Annotated in this window: 21 protein-coding genes; 16 read left to right on the top strand and 5 right to left on the bottom strand. The window is 54.1% G+C overall.

The annotated features are described in order from the left end of the window. Window positions 1–15 precede the first annotated feature (15 nt). From rpsH to D7I37_RS05170, 16 genes are all read left to right on the top strand, one after another. Window positions 16–408: a 30S ribosomal protein S8 gene (gene rpsH / locus D7I37_RS05245; RefSeq protein WP_061800468.1), complete on the top strand. Its 393-nt coding sequence runs from the start codon at window positions 16–18 to the stop codon at window positions 406–408. Between the two features lie 14 nt (window positions 409–422). Beyond that, window positions 423–956, top strand: coding sequence for a 50S ribosomal protein L6 (gene rplF, locus D7I37_RS05240; protein WP_020837235.1), 534 nt, complete (start codon window positions 423–425; stop codon window positions 954–956). Between the two features lie 9 nt (window positions 957–965). Further along, the gene (rplR, locus tag D7I37_RS05235) at window positions 966–1,319 is read left to right on the top strand and encodes a 50S ribosomal protein L18 (protein ID WP_021182221.1); all 354 of its coding nucleotides are present in this window, start codon (window positions 966–968) and stop codon (window positions 1,317–1,319) included. A gap of 14 nt (window positions 1,320–1,333) precedes the next feature. Continuing rightward, on the top strand, window positions 1,334–1,834 hold the full coding sequence (rpsE, locus tag D7I37_RS05230) for a 30S ribosomal protein S5 (protein ID WP_004956164.1): 501 nt from the start codon (window positions 1,334–1,336) through the stop codon (window positions 1,832–1,834). Window positions 1,835–1,840: 6 nt separating this feature from the next. Further along, complete coding sequence (gene rpmD, locus D7I37_RS05225; protein ID WP_073970395.1) at window positions 1,841–2,020, top strand: 50S ribosomal protein L30; 180 nt, start codon at window positions 1,841–1,843, stop codon at window positions 2,018–2,020. Between the two features lie 3 nt (window positions 2,021–2,023). Continuing rightward, window positions 2,024–2,458, top strand: coding sequence for a 50S ribosomal protein L15 (rplO, locus tag D7I37_RS05220; RefSeq protein ID WP_061800470.1), 435 nt, complete (start codon window positions 2,024–2,026; stop codon window positions 2,456–2,458). A 7-nt stretch (window positions 2,459–2,465) separates the two neighbouring features. After that, window positions 2,466–3,797, top strand: coding sequence for a preprotein translocase subunit SecY (secY, locus tag D7I37_RS05215; RefSeq protein ID WP_004929740.1), 1,332 nt, complete (start codon window positions 2,466–2,468; stop codon window positions 3,795–3,797). A 33-nt stretch (window positions 3,798–3,830) separates the two neighbouring features. Continuing rightward, on the top strand, window positions 3,831–3,947 hold the full coding sequence (gene rpmJ, locus D7I37_RS05210; RefSeq protein WP_002227352.1) for a 50S ribosomal protein L36: 117 nt from the start codon (window positions 3,831–3,833) through the stop codon (window positions 3,945–3,947). Between the two features lie 146 nt (window positions 3,948–4,093). Further along, the gene (rpsM, locus tag D7I37_RS05205; RefSeq protein ID WP_061800472.1) at window positions 4,094–4,450 is read left to right on the top strand and encodes a 30S ribosomal protein S13; all 357 of its coding nucleotides are present in this window, start codon (window positions 4,094–4,096) and stop codon (window positions 4,448–4,450) included. Window positions 4,451–4,466: 16 nt separating this feature from the next. Beyond that, complete coding sequence (gene rpsK, locus D7I37_RS05200) at window positions 4,467–4,856, top strand: 30S ribosomal protein S11 (protein ID WP_004956154.1); 390 nt, start codon at window positions 4,467–4,469, stop codon at window positions 4,854–4,856. Between the two features lie 33 nt (window positions 4,857–4,889). Further along, entirely contained in the window at window positions 4,890–5,510 is a 621-nt protein-coding gene (gene rpsD / locus D7I37_RS05195; RefSeq protein ID WP_061800475.1) for a 30S ribosomal protein S4, read from the top strand. A 25-nt stretch (window positions 5,511–5,535) separates the two neighbouring features. After that, window positions 5,536–6,525 (top strand): DNA-directed RNA polymerase subunit alpha, encoded by a 990-nt coding sequence (rpoA, locus tag D7I37_RS05190; protein ID WP_002919219.1) that lies wholly within the window; start codon window positions 5,536–5,538, stop codon window positions 6,523–6,525. Window positions 6,526–6,565: 40 nt separating this feature from the next. Continuing rightward, entirely contained in the window at window positions 6,566–6,955 is a 390-nt protein-coding gene (rplQ, locus tag D7I37_RS05185; RefSeq protein ID WP_004929726.1) for a 50S ribosomal protein L17, read from the top strand. A 148-nt stretch (window positions 6,956–7,103) separates the two neighbouring features. Then, entirely contained in the window at window positions 7,104–7,478 is a 375-nt protein-coding gene (locus tag D7I37_RS05180) for a DUF1992 domain-containing protein (protein ID WP_061800476.1), read from the top strand. Then, window positions 7,478–7,909 carry a Zn(2+)-responsive transcriptional regulator gene (zntR, locus tag D7I37_RS05175; protein WP_061800478.1) on the top strand — a complete coding sequence of 144 codons (432 nt, stop codon included), beginning with the start codon at window positions 7,478–7,480 and terminating at the stop codon, window positions 7,907–7,909. The genes D7I37_RS05180 and zntR overlap by 1 nt, the downstream gene beginning before the upstream one ends. A 75-nt stretch (window positions 7,910–7,984) precedes the next feature. After that, window positions 7,985–8,191, top strand: a complete 207-nt coding sequence (locus tag D7I37_RS05170; RefSeq protein ID WP_061800480.1) for an alternative ribosome-rescue factor A — start codon at window positions 7,985–7,987, stop codon at window positions 8,189–8,191. Between the two features lie 57 nt (window positions 8,192–8,248). Here the strand turns inward: D7I37_RS05170 and mscL are convergent, their stop codons facing one another. The 5 genes from mscL to def form a co-directional block, all read right to left on the bottom strand. Then, window positions 8,249–8,665 carry a large-conductance mechanosensitive channel protein MscL gene (mscL, locus tag D7I37_RS05165; protein WP_061800483.1) on the bottom strand — a complete coding sequence of 139 codons (417 nt, stop codon included), beginning with the start codon at window positions 8,663–8,665 and terminating at the stop codon, window positions 8,249–8,251. 139 nt (window positions 8,666–8,804) lie between these two features. Continuing rightward, window positions 8,805–10,181, bottom strand: coding sequence for a Trk system potassium transporter TrkA (gene trkA / locus D7I37_RS05160; RefSeq protein ID WP_061800485.1), 1,377 nt, complete (start codon window positions 10,179–10,181; stop codon window positions 8,805–8,807). Window positions 10,182–10,236: 55 nt separating this feature from the next. Continuing rightward, the gene (gene rsmB / locus D7I37_RS05155; protein ID WP_129543416.1) at window positions 10,237–11,508 is read right to left on the bottom strand and encodes a 16S rRNA (cytosine(967)-C(5))-methyltransferase RsmB; all 1,272 of its coding nucleotides are present in this window, start codon (window positions 11,506–11,508) and stop codon (window positions 10,237–10,239) included. Between the two features lie 72 nt (window positions 11,509–11,580). Next, complete coding sequence (gene fmt / locus D7I37_RS05150; protein ID WP_061800487.1) at window positions 11,581–12,525, bottom strand: methionyl-tRNA formyltransferase; 945 nt, start codon at window positions 12,523–12,525, stop codon at window positions 11,581–11,583. A 17-nt stretch (window positions 12,526–12,542) separates the two neighbouring features. Next, window positions 12,543–13,052, bottom strand: a complete 510-nt coding sequence (gene def, locus D7I37_RS05145; protein WP_061800488.1) for a peptide deformylase — start codon at window positions 13,050–13,052, stop codon at window positions 12,543–12,545. Between the last annotated feature and the right edge of the window lie 45 nt (window positions 13,053–13,097).

Genomic DNA, 13,097 nt, shown 5'->3' with positions numbered 1-13,097 from the left:
CGGGAGTAAAGACAGATGAGCATGCAAGATCCGATCGCGGATATGCTGACCCGTATCCGTAACGGTCAAGCCGCGAACAAAGTTGCGGTCACCATGCCTTCCTCCAAGCTGAAATTGGCAATCGCCAACGTGCTGAAGGAAGAAGGTTTTATTGAAGATTTCAAAATCGAAGGCGACGCCAAGCCTGTTCTGGAACTGGTACTGAAGTACTTCCAGGGCAAGGCAGTGGTAGAAAGCATTCAGCGTATCAGCCGTCCAGGTCTGCGAATCTATAAGAAAAAAGATGAGCTGCCAAAAGTTATGGCCGGTTTGGGTATCGCTGTTATTTCTACCTCTAAAGGTGTTATGACCGATCGTGCAGCTCGCCAGGCTGGTCTTGGTGGCGAGATTATCTGCTACGTAGCTTAATTCGGGAGGAAAGAATGTCTCGTGTTGCAAAAGCACCCGTCGTCATTCCTGCCGGCGTAGAGGTAAAACTCAACGGTCAGGTTATTTCGATTAAGGGTAAGAACGGCGAGCTGACTCGTACTGTCCACGACGCCGTTGAAGTGAAGCAAGAAGCTAACGCACTGACTTTCGCCCCGCGCGAAGGTTTTGCTAACGCCTGGGCCCAAGCGGGTACTACGCGCGCTCTGCTGAACGCAATGGTAGTTGGTGTTACCGAAGGCTTCACCAAGAAGCTTCAACTGGTAGGTGTTGGTTATCGTGCTGCCGTAAAAGGCAACGTGGTGAATTTAGCCCTGGGCTTCTCTCACCCTGTCGATCACCAGCTGCCAGCAGGTATTACTGCTGAATGCCCAAGCCAAACTGAAATCGTGCTGAAAGGCGCTGATAAGCAGGTTATTGGCCAGGTTGCTGCAGATCTGCGTGCCTACCGCCGTCCTGAGCCTTACAAAGGCAAGGGTGTCCGTTACGCCGACGAAGTCGTGCGTACCAAAGAGGCTAAGAAGAAGTAAGGTAACACTATGGATAAGAAATCTGCTCGTATCCGTCGTGCGACCCGCGCACGCCGTAAGCTCAAAGAACTGGGTGCAACCCGCCTGGTGGTACATCGTACCCCGCGTCACATTTACGCACAGGTAATTGCTCCAAACGGTTCTGAAGTTCTGGTAGCCGCTTCTACTTTAGAAAAAGCTATCACTGAGCAACTGAAGTATTCCGGTAACAAAGACGCAGCAGCAGCAGTGGGCAAAGCCCTGGCTGAGCGCGCGTTGGAAAAAGGGATTGCGAAAGTATCCTTTGACCGTTCCGGTTTCCAATATCATGGTCGAGTCCAGGCACTGGCAGATGCTGCCCGTGAAGCTGGCCTTCAGTTCTAAGGAAGAGGTTTAAGATGGCTCACATCGAAAAACAAGCTGGCGAACTGCAGGAAAAGCTGATCGCGGTAAACCGCGTATCCAAAACCGTAAAAGGTGGCCGTATTTTCAGCTTTACCGCACTGACTGTAGTTGGTGATGGTAACGGTCGCGTAGGTTTTGGCTACGGCAAAGCTCGCGAAGTTCCAGCAGCGATCCAGAAAGCGATGGAAAAAGCCCGTCGCAACATGATGAACGTCGCGCTGAACAGCGGCACCCTGCAGCACCCTGTTAAAGGTGCTCATACGGGTTCCCGTGTGTTCATGCAGCCGGCTTCCGAAGGTACCGGTATTATCGCCGGTGGTGCAATGCGCGCCGTCCTGGAAGTCGCTGGGGTGCACAACGTATTGGCTAAAGCTTATGGTTCCACCAACCCGATCAACGTGGTTCGTGCAACTATCGATGCTTTGGCAAATATGAAGTCCCCTGAAATGGTCGCTGCCAAGCGTGGTAAATCCGTTGCAGACATTCTGGGGTAATTGACCATGGCTAAGACTATCAAAGTAACACAAGTTCGCAGCTCCATTGGCCGTCTGCCGAAGCATAAAGCTACACTGCTCGGTCTGGGTCTGCGTCGTATTGGTCACACCGTAGAGCGCGAGGATACTCCTGCTGTTCGCGGTATGGTCAACCTGGTTTCCTACATGGTTAAAGTTGAGGAGTAACAGATGCGTTTAAATACTCTGTCTCCGGCTGAAGGTGCCAAGCATGCGCCGAAGCGTGTAGGTCGTGGTATTGGTTCTGGCCTGGGTAAAACCGGCGGCCGTGGTCACAAAGGTCAGAACTCACGTTCTGGCGGTGGCGTACGTCGCGGGTTTGAAGGTGGTCAGATGCCTTTATATCGTCGTTTGCCGAAATTCGGCTTCACCTCTCGCAAAGCTATGATCACGGCAGAAGTTCGTCTGTCTGAGCTGGCTCTGATCGAAGGCGACGTAATCGACCTGAACGCGCTGAAAGCCGCTAACGTAGTTGGTATCCAGATCGAATTCGTGAAAGTTATGCTTTCTGGCGAAATCGCTCGTCCGGTTACCCTGCGTGGTCTGCGTGTCACCAAAGGCGCTCGTGCTGCTATCGAGGCTGCTGGCGGTAAAATTGAGGAATAAGTAGCAGATGGCTAAGCAACCAGGATTAGATTTTCAAAGTGCTAAAGGCGGGCTCGGCGAGCTGAAGCGCAGACTTTTGTTTGTCATCGGCGCGCTGATTGTCTTCCGTATCGGCTCTTTTATTCCGATTCCTGGTATCGATGCCACTGTGCTTGCCAAATTGCTTGAGCAGCAGAGAGGCACTATCATTGAAATGTTTAACATGTTCTCTGGTGGTGCCCTCAGCCGTGCTTCTATCTTTGCCCTGGGGATCATGCCGTATATTTCGGCGTCGATCATCATCCAGCTGTTAACGGTGGTTCATCCGGCGTTGGCAGAAATCAAGAAAGAAGGGGAGGCTGGCCGTCGCAAGATTAGCCAGTACACCCGTTACGGTACGCTGGTATTGGCCATATTCCAGTCGATCGGTATTGCTACCGGTCTGCCGAATATGCCTGGTATGCAGGGCCTGGTGTTAAACCCAGGCTTTGCATTCTACTTTACTGCGGTTGTGAGCCTGGTGACCGGGACGATGTTCCTGATGTGGCTGGGCGAGCAGATTACTGAGCGTGGTATCGGCAACGGTATCTCAATCATTATCTTCGCGGGTATCGTAGCGGGACTTCCGCCGGCAGTGGCCCATACTATCGAGCAAGCCCGGCAAGGCGACCTGCACTTCCTCCTGTTGCTGTTGGTTGCAGTATTGGTGTTTGCAGTAACCTTCTTCGTTGTTTTCATCGAACGTGGTCAACGTCGTATCGTCGTTAACTATGCGAAACGTCAACAAGGTCGTCGTGTTTACGCAGCACAGAGCACACACTTACCGTTGAAAGTGAACATGGCAGGGGTTATCCCGGCAATCTTCGCTTCCAGCATTATTCTGTTCCCGGCCACGATCGCATCATGGTTTGGGGGCGGTACCGGTTGGAACTGGCTGACAACGATTTCGCTGTATTTGCAGCCAGGGCAACCGCTTTATGTGTTACTCTATGCGTCTGCAATCATCTTCTTCTGTTTCTTCTACACGGCGTTGGTTTTCAACCCGCGTGAGACAGCAGATAACCTGAAGAAGTCCGGTGCCTTCGTACCAGGAATTCGTCCGGGAGAGCAAACGGCGAAGTACATCGATAAAGTAATGACGCGTTTAACCCTGGTGGGCGCGATGTACATTACTTTCATCTGCCTGATCCCGGAGTTCATGCGTGATGCAATGAAAGTACCATTCTACTTTGGTGGTACCTCGCTACTGATCGTGGTTGTCGTCATCATGGACTTTATGGCTCAAGTGCAAACTCTGATGATGTCAAGTCAGTACGAGTCTGCATTGAAGAAAGCAAATCTGAAAGGCTATAACCGCTAGTCAGATTCGTTTGAGAAGTTACGGAGAGTAAAAATGAAAGTTCGTGCTTCCGTCAAGAAATTATGTCGTAACTGCAAAATCGTTAAGCGTAACGGTGTCGTTCGTGTGATTTGCAGCGCCGAGCCGAAGCATAAACAGCGTCAAGGCTGATTATCTCGCATATTTTTCTTGCAAAGTTGGGTTGAGCTGGCTAGATTAGCCAGCCAATCTTTTGTATGTAGCTGCAACATTATTTGAGTATCCTGAAAACGGGCTTTTCAGAATGGTGTTGCCGTATAAAATAGTAGGAGTGCATAGTGGCCCGTATAGCAGGCATTAACATTCCTGATCATAAACATACCGTTATCGCCTTAACCGCGATCTTCGGCATCGGTAAAACCCGTTCACAGTCTATCTGTGCATCTACGGGCATTGCTGAAAATGTTAAGATCAGTGAGCTGTCTGAAGAGCAAATTGAACAGCTGCGTGAAGCAGTCGCCAAATTCACCGTAGAAGGTGATTTGCGTCGTGAAGTTACCCTGAGCATCAAGCGTCTGATGGATCTTGGTACATATCGTGGTTTGCGCCATCGTCGTGGTCTGCCAGTTCGCGGTCAGCGTACTAAGACCAACGCACGTACCCGTAAGGGTCCGCGTAAACCGATCAAGAAATAATCGGGGTGATTGAATAATGGCAAAGGCACCTGTTCGTACACGCAAGCGTGTAAGAAAGCAAGTCTCTGACGGCGTGGCTCATATCCATGCTTCTTTCAACAACACCATTGTTACTATTACCGATCGTCAGGGTAATGCTTTGGGTTGGGCAACTGCCGGTGGTTCCGGTTTCCGTGGTTCTCGTAAGTCAACTCCGTTTGCAGCTCAGGTTGCAGCCGAACGTTGTGCTGAAGCAGTAAAAGAATACGGTATCAAGAACCTGGAAGTTATGGTTAAAGGACCTGGTCCTGGTCGTGAGTCTACTATCCGCGCTCTGAACGCGGCTGGTTTCCGCATCACTAATATTACTGATGTGACTCCGATCCCTCATAACGGTTGTCGTCCGCCGAAAAAGCGCCGCGTATAACGCCGCCGCTTTTCGGATTGTTGGAGAAAGAAAATGGCAAGATATTTGGGTCCTAAGCTCAAGCTTAGCCGCCGTGAGGGCACAGACCTGTTCCTGAAGTCTGGCGTTCGCGCGATCGATTCAAAATGCAAAATTGAGCAACCGCCTGGTCAACACGGTGCGCGTAAACCGCGTCTGTCTGACTATGGTGTACAGTTACGTGAGAAGCAGAAAGTTCGCCGTATGTACGGTGTTCTGGAGCGTCAATTCCGTAACTATTACAAAGAAGCAGCACGCCTGAAGGGCAACACCGGTGCAAACCTGTTGCAACTGCTGGAAGGTCGTCTGGACAACGTTGTTTACCGTATGGGCTTCGGCGCTACTCGTGCAGAGTCACGTCAGCTGGTTAGCCACAAAGCAATTATGGTAAACGGTCGCGTTGTTAACATCGCTTCTTATCAGGTATCTCCGAATGACGTAGTCAGCATCCGCGAGAAGGCTAAAAAGCAGTCTCGTGTTAAAGCTTCTCTGGAGCTGGCTGAGCAGCGTGAAAAGCCGACTTGGCTGGAAGTTGATGCTGCTAAGATGGAAGGCGTGTTCAAGCGTATGCCTGAACGTACCGATCTGTCTGCGGACATTAACGAACACCTGATCGTCGAGCTTTACTCCAAGTAAAGCTTAGTACCAAAGAGAGGACACAATGCAGGGTTCTGTGACAGAGTTTCTAAAACCGCGCCTGGTAGATATCGAGCAAGTCAGTTCGACGCACGCCAAGGTGACCCTTGAGCCTTTAGAGCGTGGCTTTGGCCATACTCTTGGCAACGCACTGCGCCGTATTCTGCTTTCATCTATGCCGGGTTGCGCGGTGACCGAGGTTGAGATTGATGGTGTACTGCATGAGTACAGCACCAAAGAAGGCGTACAGGAAGATATCCTGGAGATCCTGCTCAACCTGAAAGGGCTGGCGGTGAGAGTTCAAGGCAAAGACGAAGTTATTCTTACCCTGAATAAATCTGGCATTGGCCCTGTGACCGCTGCCGACATCACCCATGATGGTGATGTCGAAATCGTCAAGCCTCAGCATGTGATCTGCCACCTGACCGATGAGAACGCTGCTATCAGCATGCGTATCAAAGTTCAGCGCGGTCGTGGTTATGTGCCGGCTTCTGCCCGAATTCATTCGGAAGAAGATGAGCGCCCGATCGGTCGTCTGTTGGTTGACGCCTGCTATAGCCCTGTAGAGCGTATTGCCTACAATGTTGAAGCAGCGCGTGTAGAACAGCGTACTGACCTGGACAAGCTGGTAATCGAGATGGAAACCAATGGCACGATCGATCCTGAAGAGGCGATCCGCCGTGCGGCTACCATTCTGGCTGAACAACTTGAAGCTTTCGTTGACCTGCGTGACGTGCGTCAACCGGAAGTTAAAGAAGAGAAACCAGAGTTCGATCCGATCCTGCTGCGCCCTGTTGACGATCTGGAATTGACTGTCCGCTCTGCTAACTGCCTCAAGGCAGAAGCTATCCACTACATCGGTGATCTGGTACAGCGTACCGAGGTTGAGTTGCTGAAAACGCCGAACCTGGGTAAAAAATCTCTTACCGAGATTAAAGACGTGCTGGCCTCACGTGGTCTGTCTCTGGGCATGCGCCTGGAAAACTGGCCGCCGGCAAGCATTGCTGACGAGTAACCGGATCACAGGTTAAGGTTTTACTGAGAAGGATAAGGTCATGCGCCATCGTAAGAGTGGTCGTCAACTGAACCGTAACAGCAGCCATCGCCAGGCTATGTTCCGTAACATGGCCGGCTCTTTGGTTCGTCATGAGATCATCAAGACGACCCTGCCAAAAGCGAAAGAGCTGCGTCGCGTTGTTGAGCCGCTGATTACTCTTGCCAAGACCGACAGCGTAGCTAATCGTCGTCTGGCATTCGCCCGTACTCGTGATAACGAGATCGTGGCAAAACTGTTTAACGAGCTGGGCCCGCGTTTCGCGAGCCGTGCCGGTGGTTACACTCGCATTCTGAAGTGTGGCTTCCGCGCAGGCGACAACGCGCCGATGGCATACATCGAGCTGGTTGATCGTGCTGAGTCTCAAGCAGAAGTGGCAACTGCAGAGTAATCTGTAGACGCGTAAAAAAACCGGGCTTGCCCGGTTTTTTTACGTCCAAAGCCAGCCAAACGTGCTGTCTTTTCCCCGCCAGTCTTAAGATCCCCATCCCTATCCGCTATGCTATGGCTATTAATCAGGCTAACTGGGGCGGCATGCCATGTGGTTACTCGATCAATGGGCGGAACGTCATATTCACCAAGCCCAGGAAAAGGGCGAGTTTGATAATTTGCCGGGTCAGGGCCAGCCGCTGGCGCTGGATGATGACAGTGCGGTGCCCGCCGAGCTGCGCGCCGGCTTTCGCCTGCTGAAGAATGCCGGCTATGTGCCGCCGGAGTTGCAGGCTCGCAAAGAGGCGTTAACCTTGGCCAAATTGCTGCAAGAGATCGGCAGTGAGCATCCGGACTATGCCGAGCTCGGTAAGCGCATGGCGCTCCTCGAATACCGTTTGCATCAGGCGGGAATGAGCACCGACTTCCTGCATGGAGAATATCAGCGTGCGTTGGATGGCAAATTTACCCGGGAGGAAAAGTGATGTTCAAAATCGGCCAATTGGCCAAGCTGGCTGATGTGACGCCGGATACCGTGCGCTACTACGAGAAGCAGGGCATGATGGATCATAACGTCCGTACCGAAGGCGGCTATCGGCTCTATAGCGATCAGGATCTGCAGCGCCTGCGGTTTATCCGCTATGCTAAACAGCTGGGCTTTACGCTGGAAACGATCGCCGAGCTGCTGTCGATCCGCGTCGATCCTGAACATCATACCTGCCAGGAGTCGAAGTCGATTGTCGACGCGCGCCTCAGTGAAGTGCAAAGCAAGCTGGCTGAATTGAGCCGGATGCGGGACTCATTGCAAAGATTGAGCGATGCCTGCTGCGGCACGGCCCACACCAGCAACTATTGCTCTATTCTGGAAGCGCTGGAACAGGGCGCCAGTGACGAAAAATGTAAAAAAGGCGGCTGATGCCGCTTTAATTTTTATGCGGCCGGCAGTATTATCGCCAGGCGTTATAACCATACCTTTAACAGGAGCATTACCATGACAAAGTATCGTCATACCAAAGGCCAGATTCAGGATAACGCCATTGAGGCGCTGTTGCATGACCCGTTATTCCGCCAGCGGGTAGAAAAGAACGTCAAAGGGAAAGGCAGCTACCGGCGTAAAGACAAACACGCTAAAGGCGGCAGCTGGGAGGCCAGTGGTAAACGATCAGGCGATAATTTACCACTGGCCTTCTGGTTTTAAGACATTAAAAAAGCCATCTTGATAAGATGGCTTTTTATTTGAATGGCCTAATCCGTTTTACAGTTTTGGCTGTTGCTGTTGGCTCAGCAAATCACGAATTTCAGTCAGCAGCTTCTCTTCTGCAGTCGGTGCCGGAGGGGCTGCCGGCTCTTCCGCCTGTTTGCGACGCATTTTGTTCATCAGCTTAATTGCCAGGAAAATAGCGAAGGCAACAATAACGAAATCAAAAACGGTCTGGATGAACGAACCGTAGTTCATTACCACTGCCGGTACGGTGCCCTGAGCTTCACGTAATACCAGGTGGAACTGTTTGAAATCAACGCCGCCGATCAATAAACCCAGCGGCGGCATGATGATATCGGCAACGAATGACGATACGATCTTACCGAATGCCGCACCGATAATCACACCCACCGCCAGATCGACCACGTTGCCACGCATGGCAAATTCGCGGAACTCTTTTAACATACTCATAGAACGCACCCCTTGCAGAATTAATAACTCAAGTTTAACAAAGCAATTTCCCTTTGCCATAAAAGGAGAGAAAAGTTTTATCTCTTTCCACGGCAGAGAACAACCTCGCAATTATAGACTATCCATGCCGGCATTTGTTCTACAGGAAGAATGGGCTCGGCTGGAACAGCCGCTCAACGTCCGGTACGAATTTTTTGTCGGTAATAAACATGATGACGTGATCGCCCTGTTCAATTTTGCTGTTGCCGTTGGCGATGATAACGTCGTCGCCGCGCACGATCGCACCGATGGTGGTACCCGGCGGCAGTTTGATATCTTCGACGATGCGGCCGACCACTTTCGAGGTGCTTTCATCACCGTGAGCAATGGCCTCAATCGCTTCGGCCACGCCGCGGCGCAGTGAAGAAACGCTGACGATATCCGCCTTGCGCACGTGGCCCAATAAAGCCGAAATCGTCGCCTGCTGCGGTGAAATGGCAATATCGATCACGCTGCCCTGCACCAGGTCGACATAGGCGCGGCGCTGGATCAGCACCATCACTTTCTTGGCGCCCATGCGCTTGGCCAGCATCGCCGACATGATGTTGGCTTCATCGTCGTTGGTGATGGCGATAAACACGTCCACCTGTTCGACGTGCTCTTCCGCCAGCAGTTCCTGATCGGAAGCGTCGCCATAGAATACGATGGTATCGTGCAGCTGCTCGGCCAGTTCGGCGGCGCGCTGCTGATTACGCTCAATCAGCTTCACGTTGTAAGATTTTTCCAACCGCTGGGCCAGGCCGGCGCCGACGTTGCCGCCGCCGACGATCATGATGCGCTTATAGGGTTTTTCCAGCCGCTGCAGTTCGCTCATTACCGCGCGGATATGCTGCGAAGCGGCGACGAAGAACACTTCGTCACCGGCCTCGATAATGGTTGAACCCTGCGGGCGAATCGGCCGATCCTGGCGGAAAATAGCGGCGACGCGGGTATCGATGTGCGGCATATGCTCGCGCATGGAGGACAGCGCATTGCCGACCAGCGGGCCGCCGTAATAGGCCTTGACCGCCGCGATGCTGACCTTGCCTTCGGCAAAGTTCACCACCTGCAGCGCCCCCGGGTATTCGATCAGCTTGTAGATGTAATCGATAACCAGCTGTTCCGGCGAGATCAGGTGATCAATCGGCACCGCTTCGGGCTGGAACAGCTTTTCCGACTCGCGAATATATTCCGGCGCGCGAATGCGGGCGATGCGGTTGGGGGTATTAAACAGAGAATAGGCGATCTGGCAGGCGACCATATTGGTTTCGTCAGAGTTGGTGACGGCAACCAGCATGTCGGCGTCTTCTGCGCCGGCTTCGCGCAGTACGCGCGGGTGAGAGCCGTGTCCCTGAACCACCCGCAGGTCAAATTTGTCCTGCAGCTGCCGCAGGCGGCCGGAGTCGGTATCCACCACGGTGATATCGTTATTTTCGCCCACCAGGTTTTCCGCCAGCGTGCCGCCAACCTGACCTGCACCAAGAATAATTATTTTCATTTGGTTCTCTGCTTCACACCGAAAGACTCAGGGCGCGGGAGCACGCCCTGAAGCATTACATTTTAATCAGCTTAGCGTAAAAGAAGCCATCGCCATCCTCAGGATGAGGAAGGTTCTGCCGGGCCGGCTCAACCAGCCTGGCATCGGCATGGCTTTGCAGGAAGGCGGCAATCTGCTCGCTGTTCTCTTCAGGCAGTATGGAACAGGTCGCATAAACCATCACGCCGCCGGATTTCAGATGCGGCCACACCGCCTGCAGAATTTCCGCCTGCAGGGCGGCCAGTTCGGCGATGTCGCGATCGCGGCGCAGCCACTTGATGTCGGGGTGGCGGCGGATCACGCCGGTGGCAGAGCAGGGAGCGTCCAGCAGAATGCGATCGAACTGCTTATCGCCGCACCACTGTTGCGGCGTGCGGCCATCGCCCAGTCTGACTTCGGCATGCAGACGCAGGCGCTGCAGGTTTTCGTTGACCCGCGCCAATCGCTGTTCGTCGATATCGACGGCCATCACGTGCGCCTTGGGCGCGGCTTCCAGAATATGGGTGGTTTTACCTCCCGGCGCCGCGCACAAATCGAGGATCTGTTCGCCATCCTGCGGATCCAGCAGGGGGATACAGCCCTGCGCCGAAGCATCCTGCACGGTAACCCAACCTTCGGCAAAGCCCGGCAGACTGGTTACGGCGCACGGCGCCAGCAGGCGCAGCGCGTCAATATACTCGGGGTGCGGTTCGGCGGCGATACCGGCCTGGGCCATCAGCTGCAGGTAGCCCTCGCGGGTATGATGCAGACGGTTGACGCGCAGCCACATCGGCGGCTTTTGGTTATTGGCGTCGACCAGCTGTTCCCACTGCGCAGGGTAAGCTTGCTGAATGCGTTTCAACAGCCAGCTCGGGTGCAGATAGCGGCTGTCGTTATTGGCGGCACGCTGCAGCAGCTCTTCCTGCTGGCGTTGGAATTGGCGCAATACGCCATTGATCAGCCCTTTTAGCTGCGGCCGCTTCAGCGCGACGGCGCCTTCTACGGTTTCCGCCAGCACTGCGTGCGGCGGAATACGGGTATACAGCAGCTGGTACAGCCCGACCATCAGCAAATAGTGCAGGGTGCGCTGTTTGCCGGTCATCGGCTTGGCCATCAGCTGTTGAATGCACCACTCAAGCTGGGGCAGCACGCGCAGGGTGCCGAAGCACAGCTCCTGCAGCAGCGCGCGATCCTTTTCGCTGATAGCGTTTTGCAGTGCCGGCAGGACAGTGCTGAGCGACTGACCCTGATCCAGCACCTGGCCGATGGCTTTGGCAGCGAGGCTTCGGAGATTGTAATTGTTTTTCATAGGCTAAAGCTGACCACTATCGGCATTAAGAAAGAAACGGCCCGGCGTTTAACGGCCGGGCAGTGGAGGGGGTTACAGCCGATTGCCCGGGGTAAACCATTCTCGACGTGAATTCAGTAAATCCTGCGCCGACATCGGTTTTTTGCCCGCCGGCTGCAGCTGGGTCAGGTTAAGAACGCCGTCGGCGGTCGCCACCTGAATGCCCTGCCTGTCGGCGTGCACCACGGTGCCCGGCTCGGCATCGGTGGTTACCGCCAACACCTTGGCCTGCCACACCTTCACCGGCTGATCGTCGATGACGAAGTAGCTGACCGGCCAGGGGTTGAAGGCGCGAATGCAGCGCTCCAGTTGGGCGGCGGACAGGCTCCAGTCCAGGCGCGCCTCTTCCTTGCTCAGCTTCTCGGCGTAGGTCACCAGCGATTCATCCTGCACTTCGCGCTTGGCGCTGCCGTCCGCCATCTGCCGCAGCGTGGTCAACATGCCCTGCGGGCCGAGCTGCGCCAGTTTGTCGTACAGGCTGGCGCTGGTATCGTCGGCTTCAATCGGGCAGGCGACCTTGTGCATCATGTCGCCGGTATCCAGCCCCACATCCATCTGCATGATGGTGACGCCGGTTTCACCGTCGCCGGCCCAAAGCGAACGCTGGATCGGCGCCGCGCCGCGCCAGCGCGGCAGCAGAGAACCGTGCACGTTAATGCAGCCCAGGCGCGGCATGTCCAACACCGCTTTCGGCAGGATCAGGCCGTAGGCCACCACCACCATCACGTCGGCGTTAAGATCGGCAACCAACCGCTGGTTCTCTTCCGGCCGCAATGACTTGGGCTGAAATACCGGCAGTTGATGCTGCTCCGCCAATAGTTTGACCGGGCTTGGCGTCAGCTTGTTGCCGCGGCCGGCCGGCCGATCGGGCTGGGTGAATACGCCGACAATCTGGTGCCCGGATGACAACAGCGCGTCAAGATGACGCGCTGCGAAGTCTGGCGTTCCGGCGAAAATAATCCGTAAAGAGTCAGACACGTTGATTTCCTGATCGGTTAGGCGCGGGCGTTAAGCTTGGCCATTTTTTCCAGTTTCTGACGGATACGCTGACGCTTGAGCGGCGACAGGTAATCGACGAACAGCTTGCCTACCAGGTGGTCCATCTCGTGCTGGATGCAGATCGCCAACAGATCGTCCGCTTCCAGCTCGAAAGGTTTGCCGTCGCGATCCAGCGCGCGGATCTTCACGTTGGCGGCGCGCGGAACCAGAGCGCGCTGTTCGGGAATGGAAAGGCAGCCTTCTTCGATGCCGGTTTCGCCGCTTTTTTCCAGCAGCTCCGGGTTGATCAGCACCAGGCGCTGATCGCGGTTCTCGGAAACGTCAATCACGATAATGCGCTGATGGATGTCCACCTGAGTCGCAGCCAGGCCAATGCCTTCCTCTGCGTACATGGTTTCAAACATATCATCCACGATGCGCTGGATATCTGCATTGACTTCTTTTACCGGCGCAGCAACTTTGCGCAGCCGGTCGTCTGGGAAATGTAATACCTGCAAGACTGACATATATCTTTAGATCTGTATCCGAGTGATAAACGAGGTTTAGCTTCT

It is taken from the genome of Serratia sp. 1D1416, from assembly GCF_003641105.1.
Lineage (GTDB): Bacteria > Pseudomonadota > Gammaproteobacteria > Enterobacterales > Enterobacteriaceae > Serratia > Serratia ficaria.
Note: the sequence above shows the minus strand (reverse complement) of the source record. Positions and strands in the feature narration are given on the sequence as shown.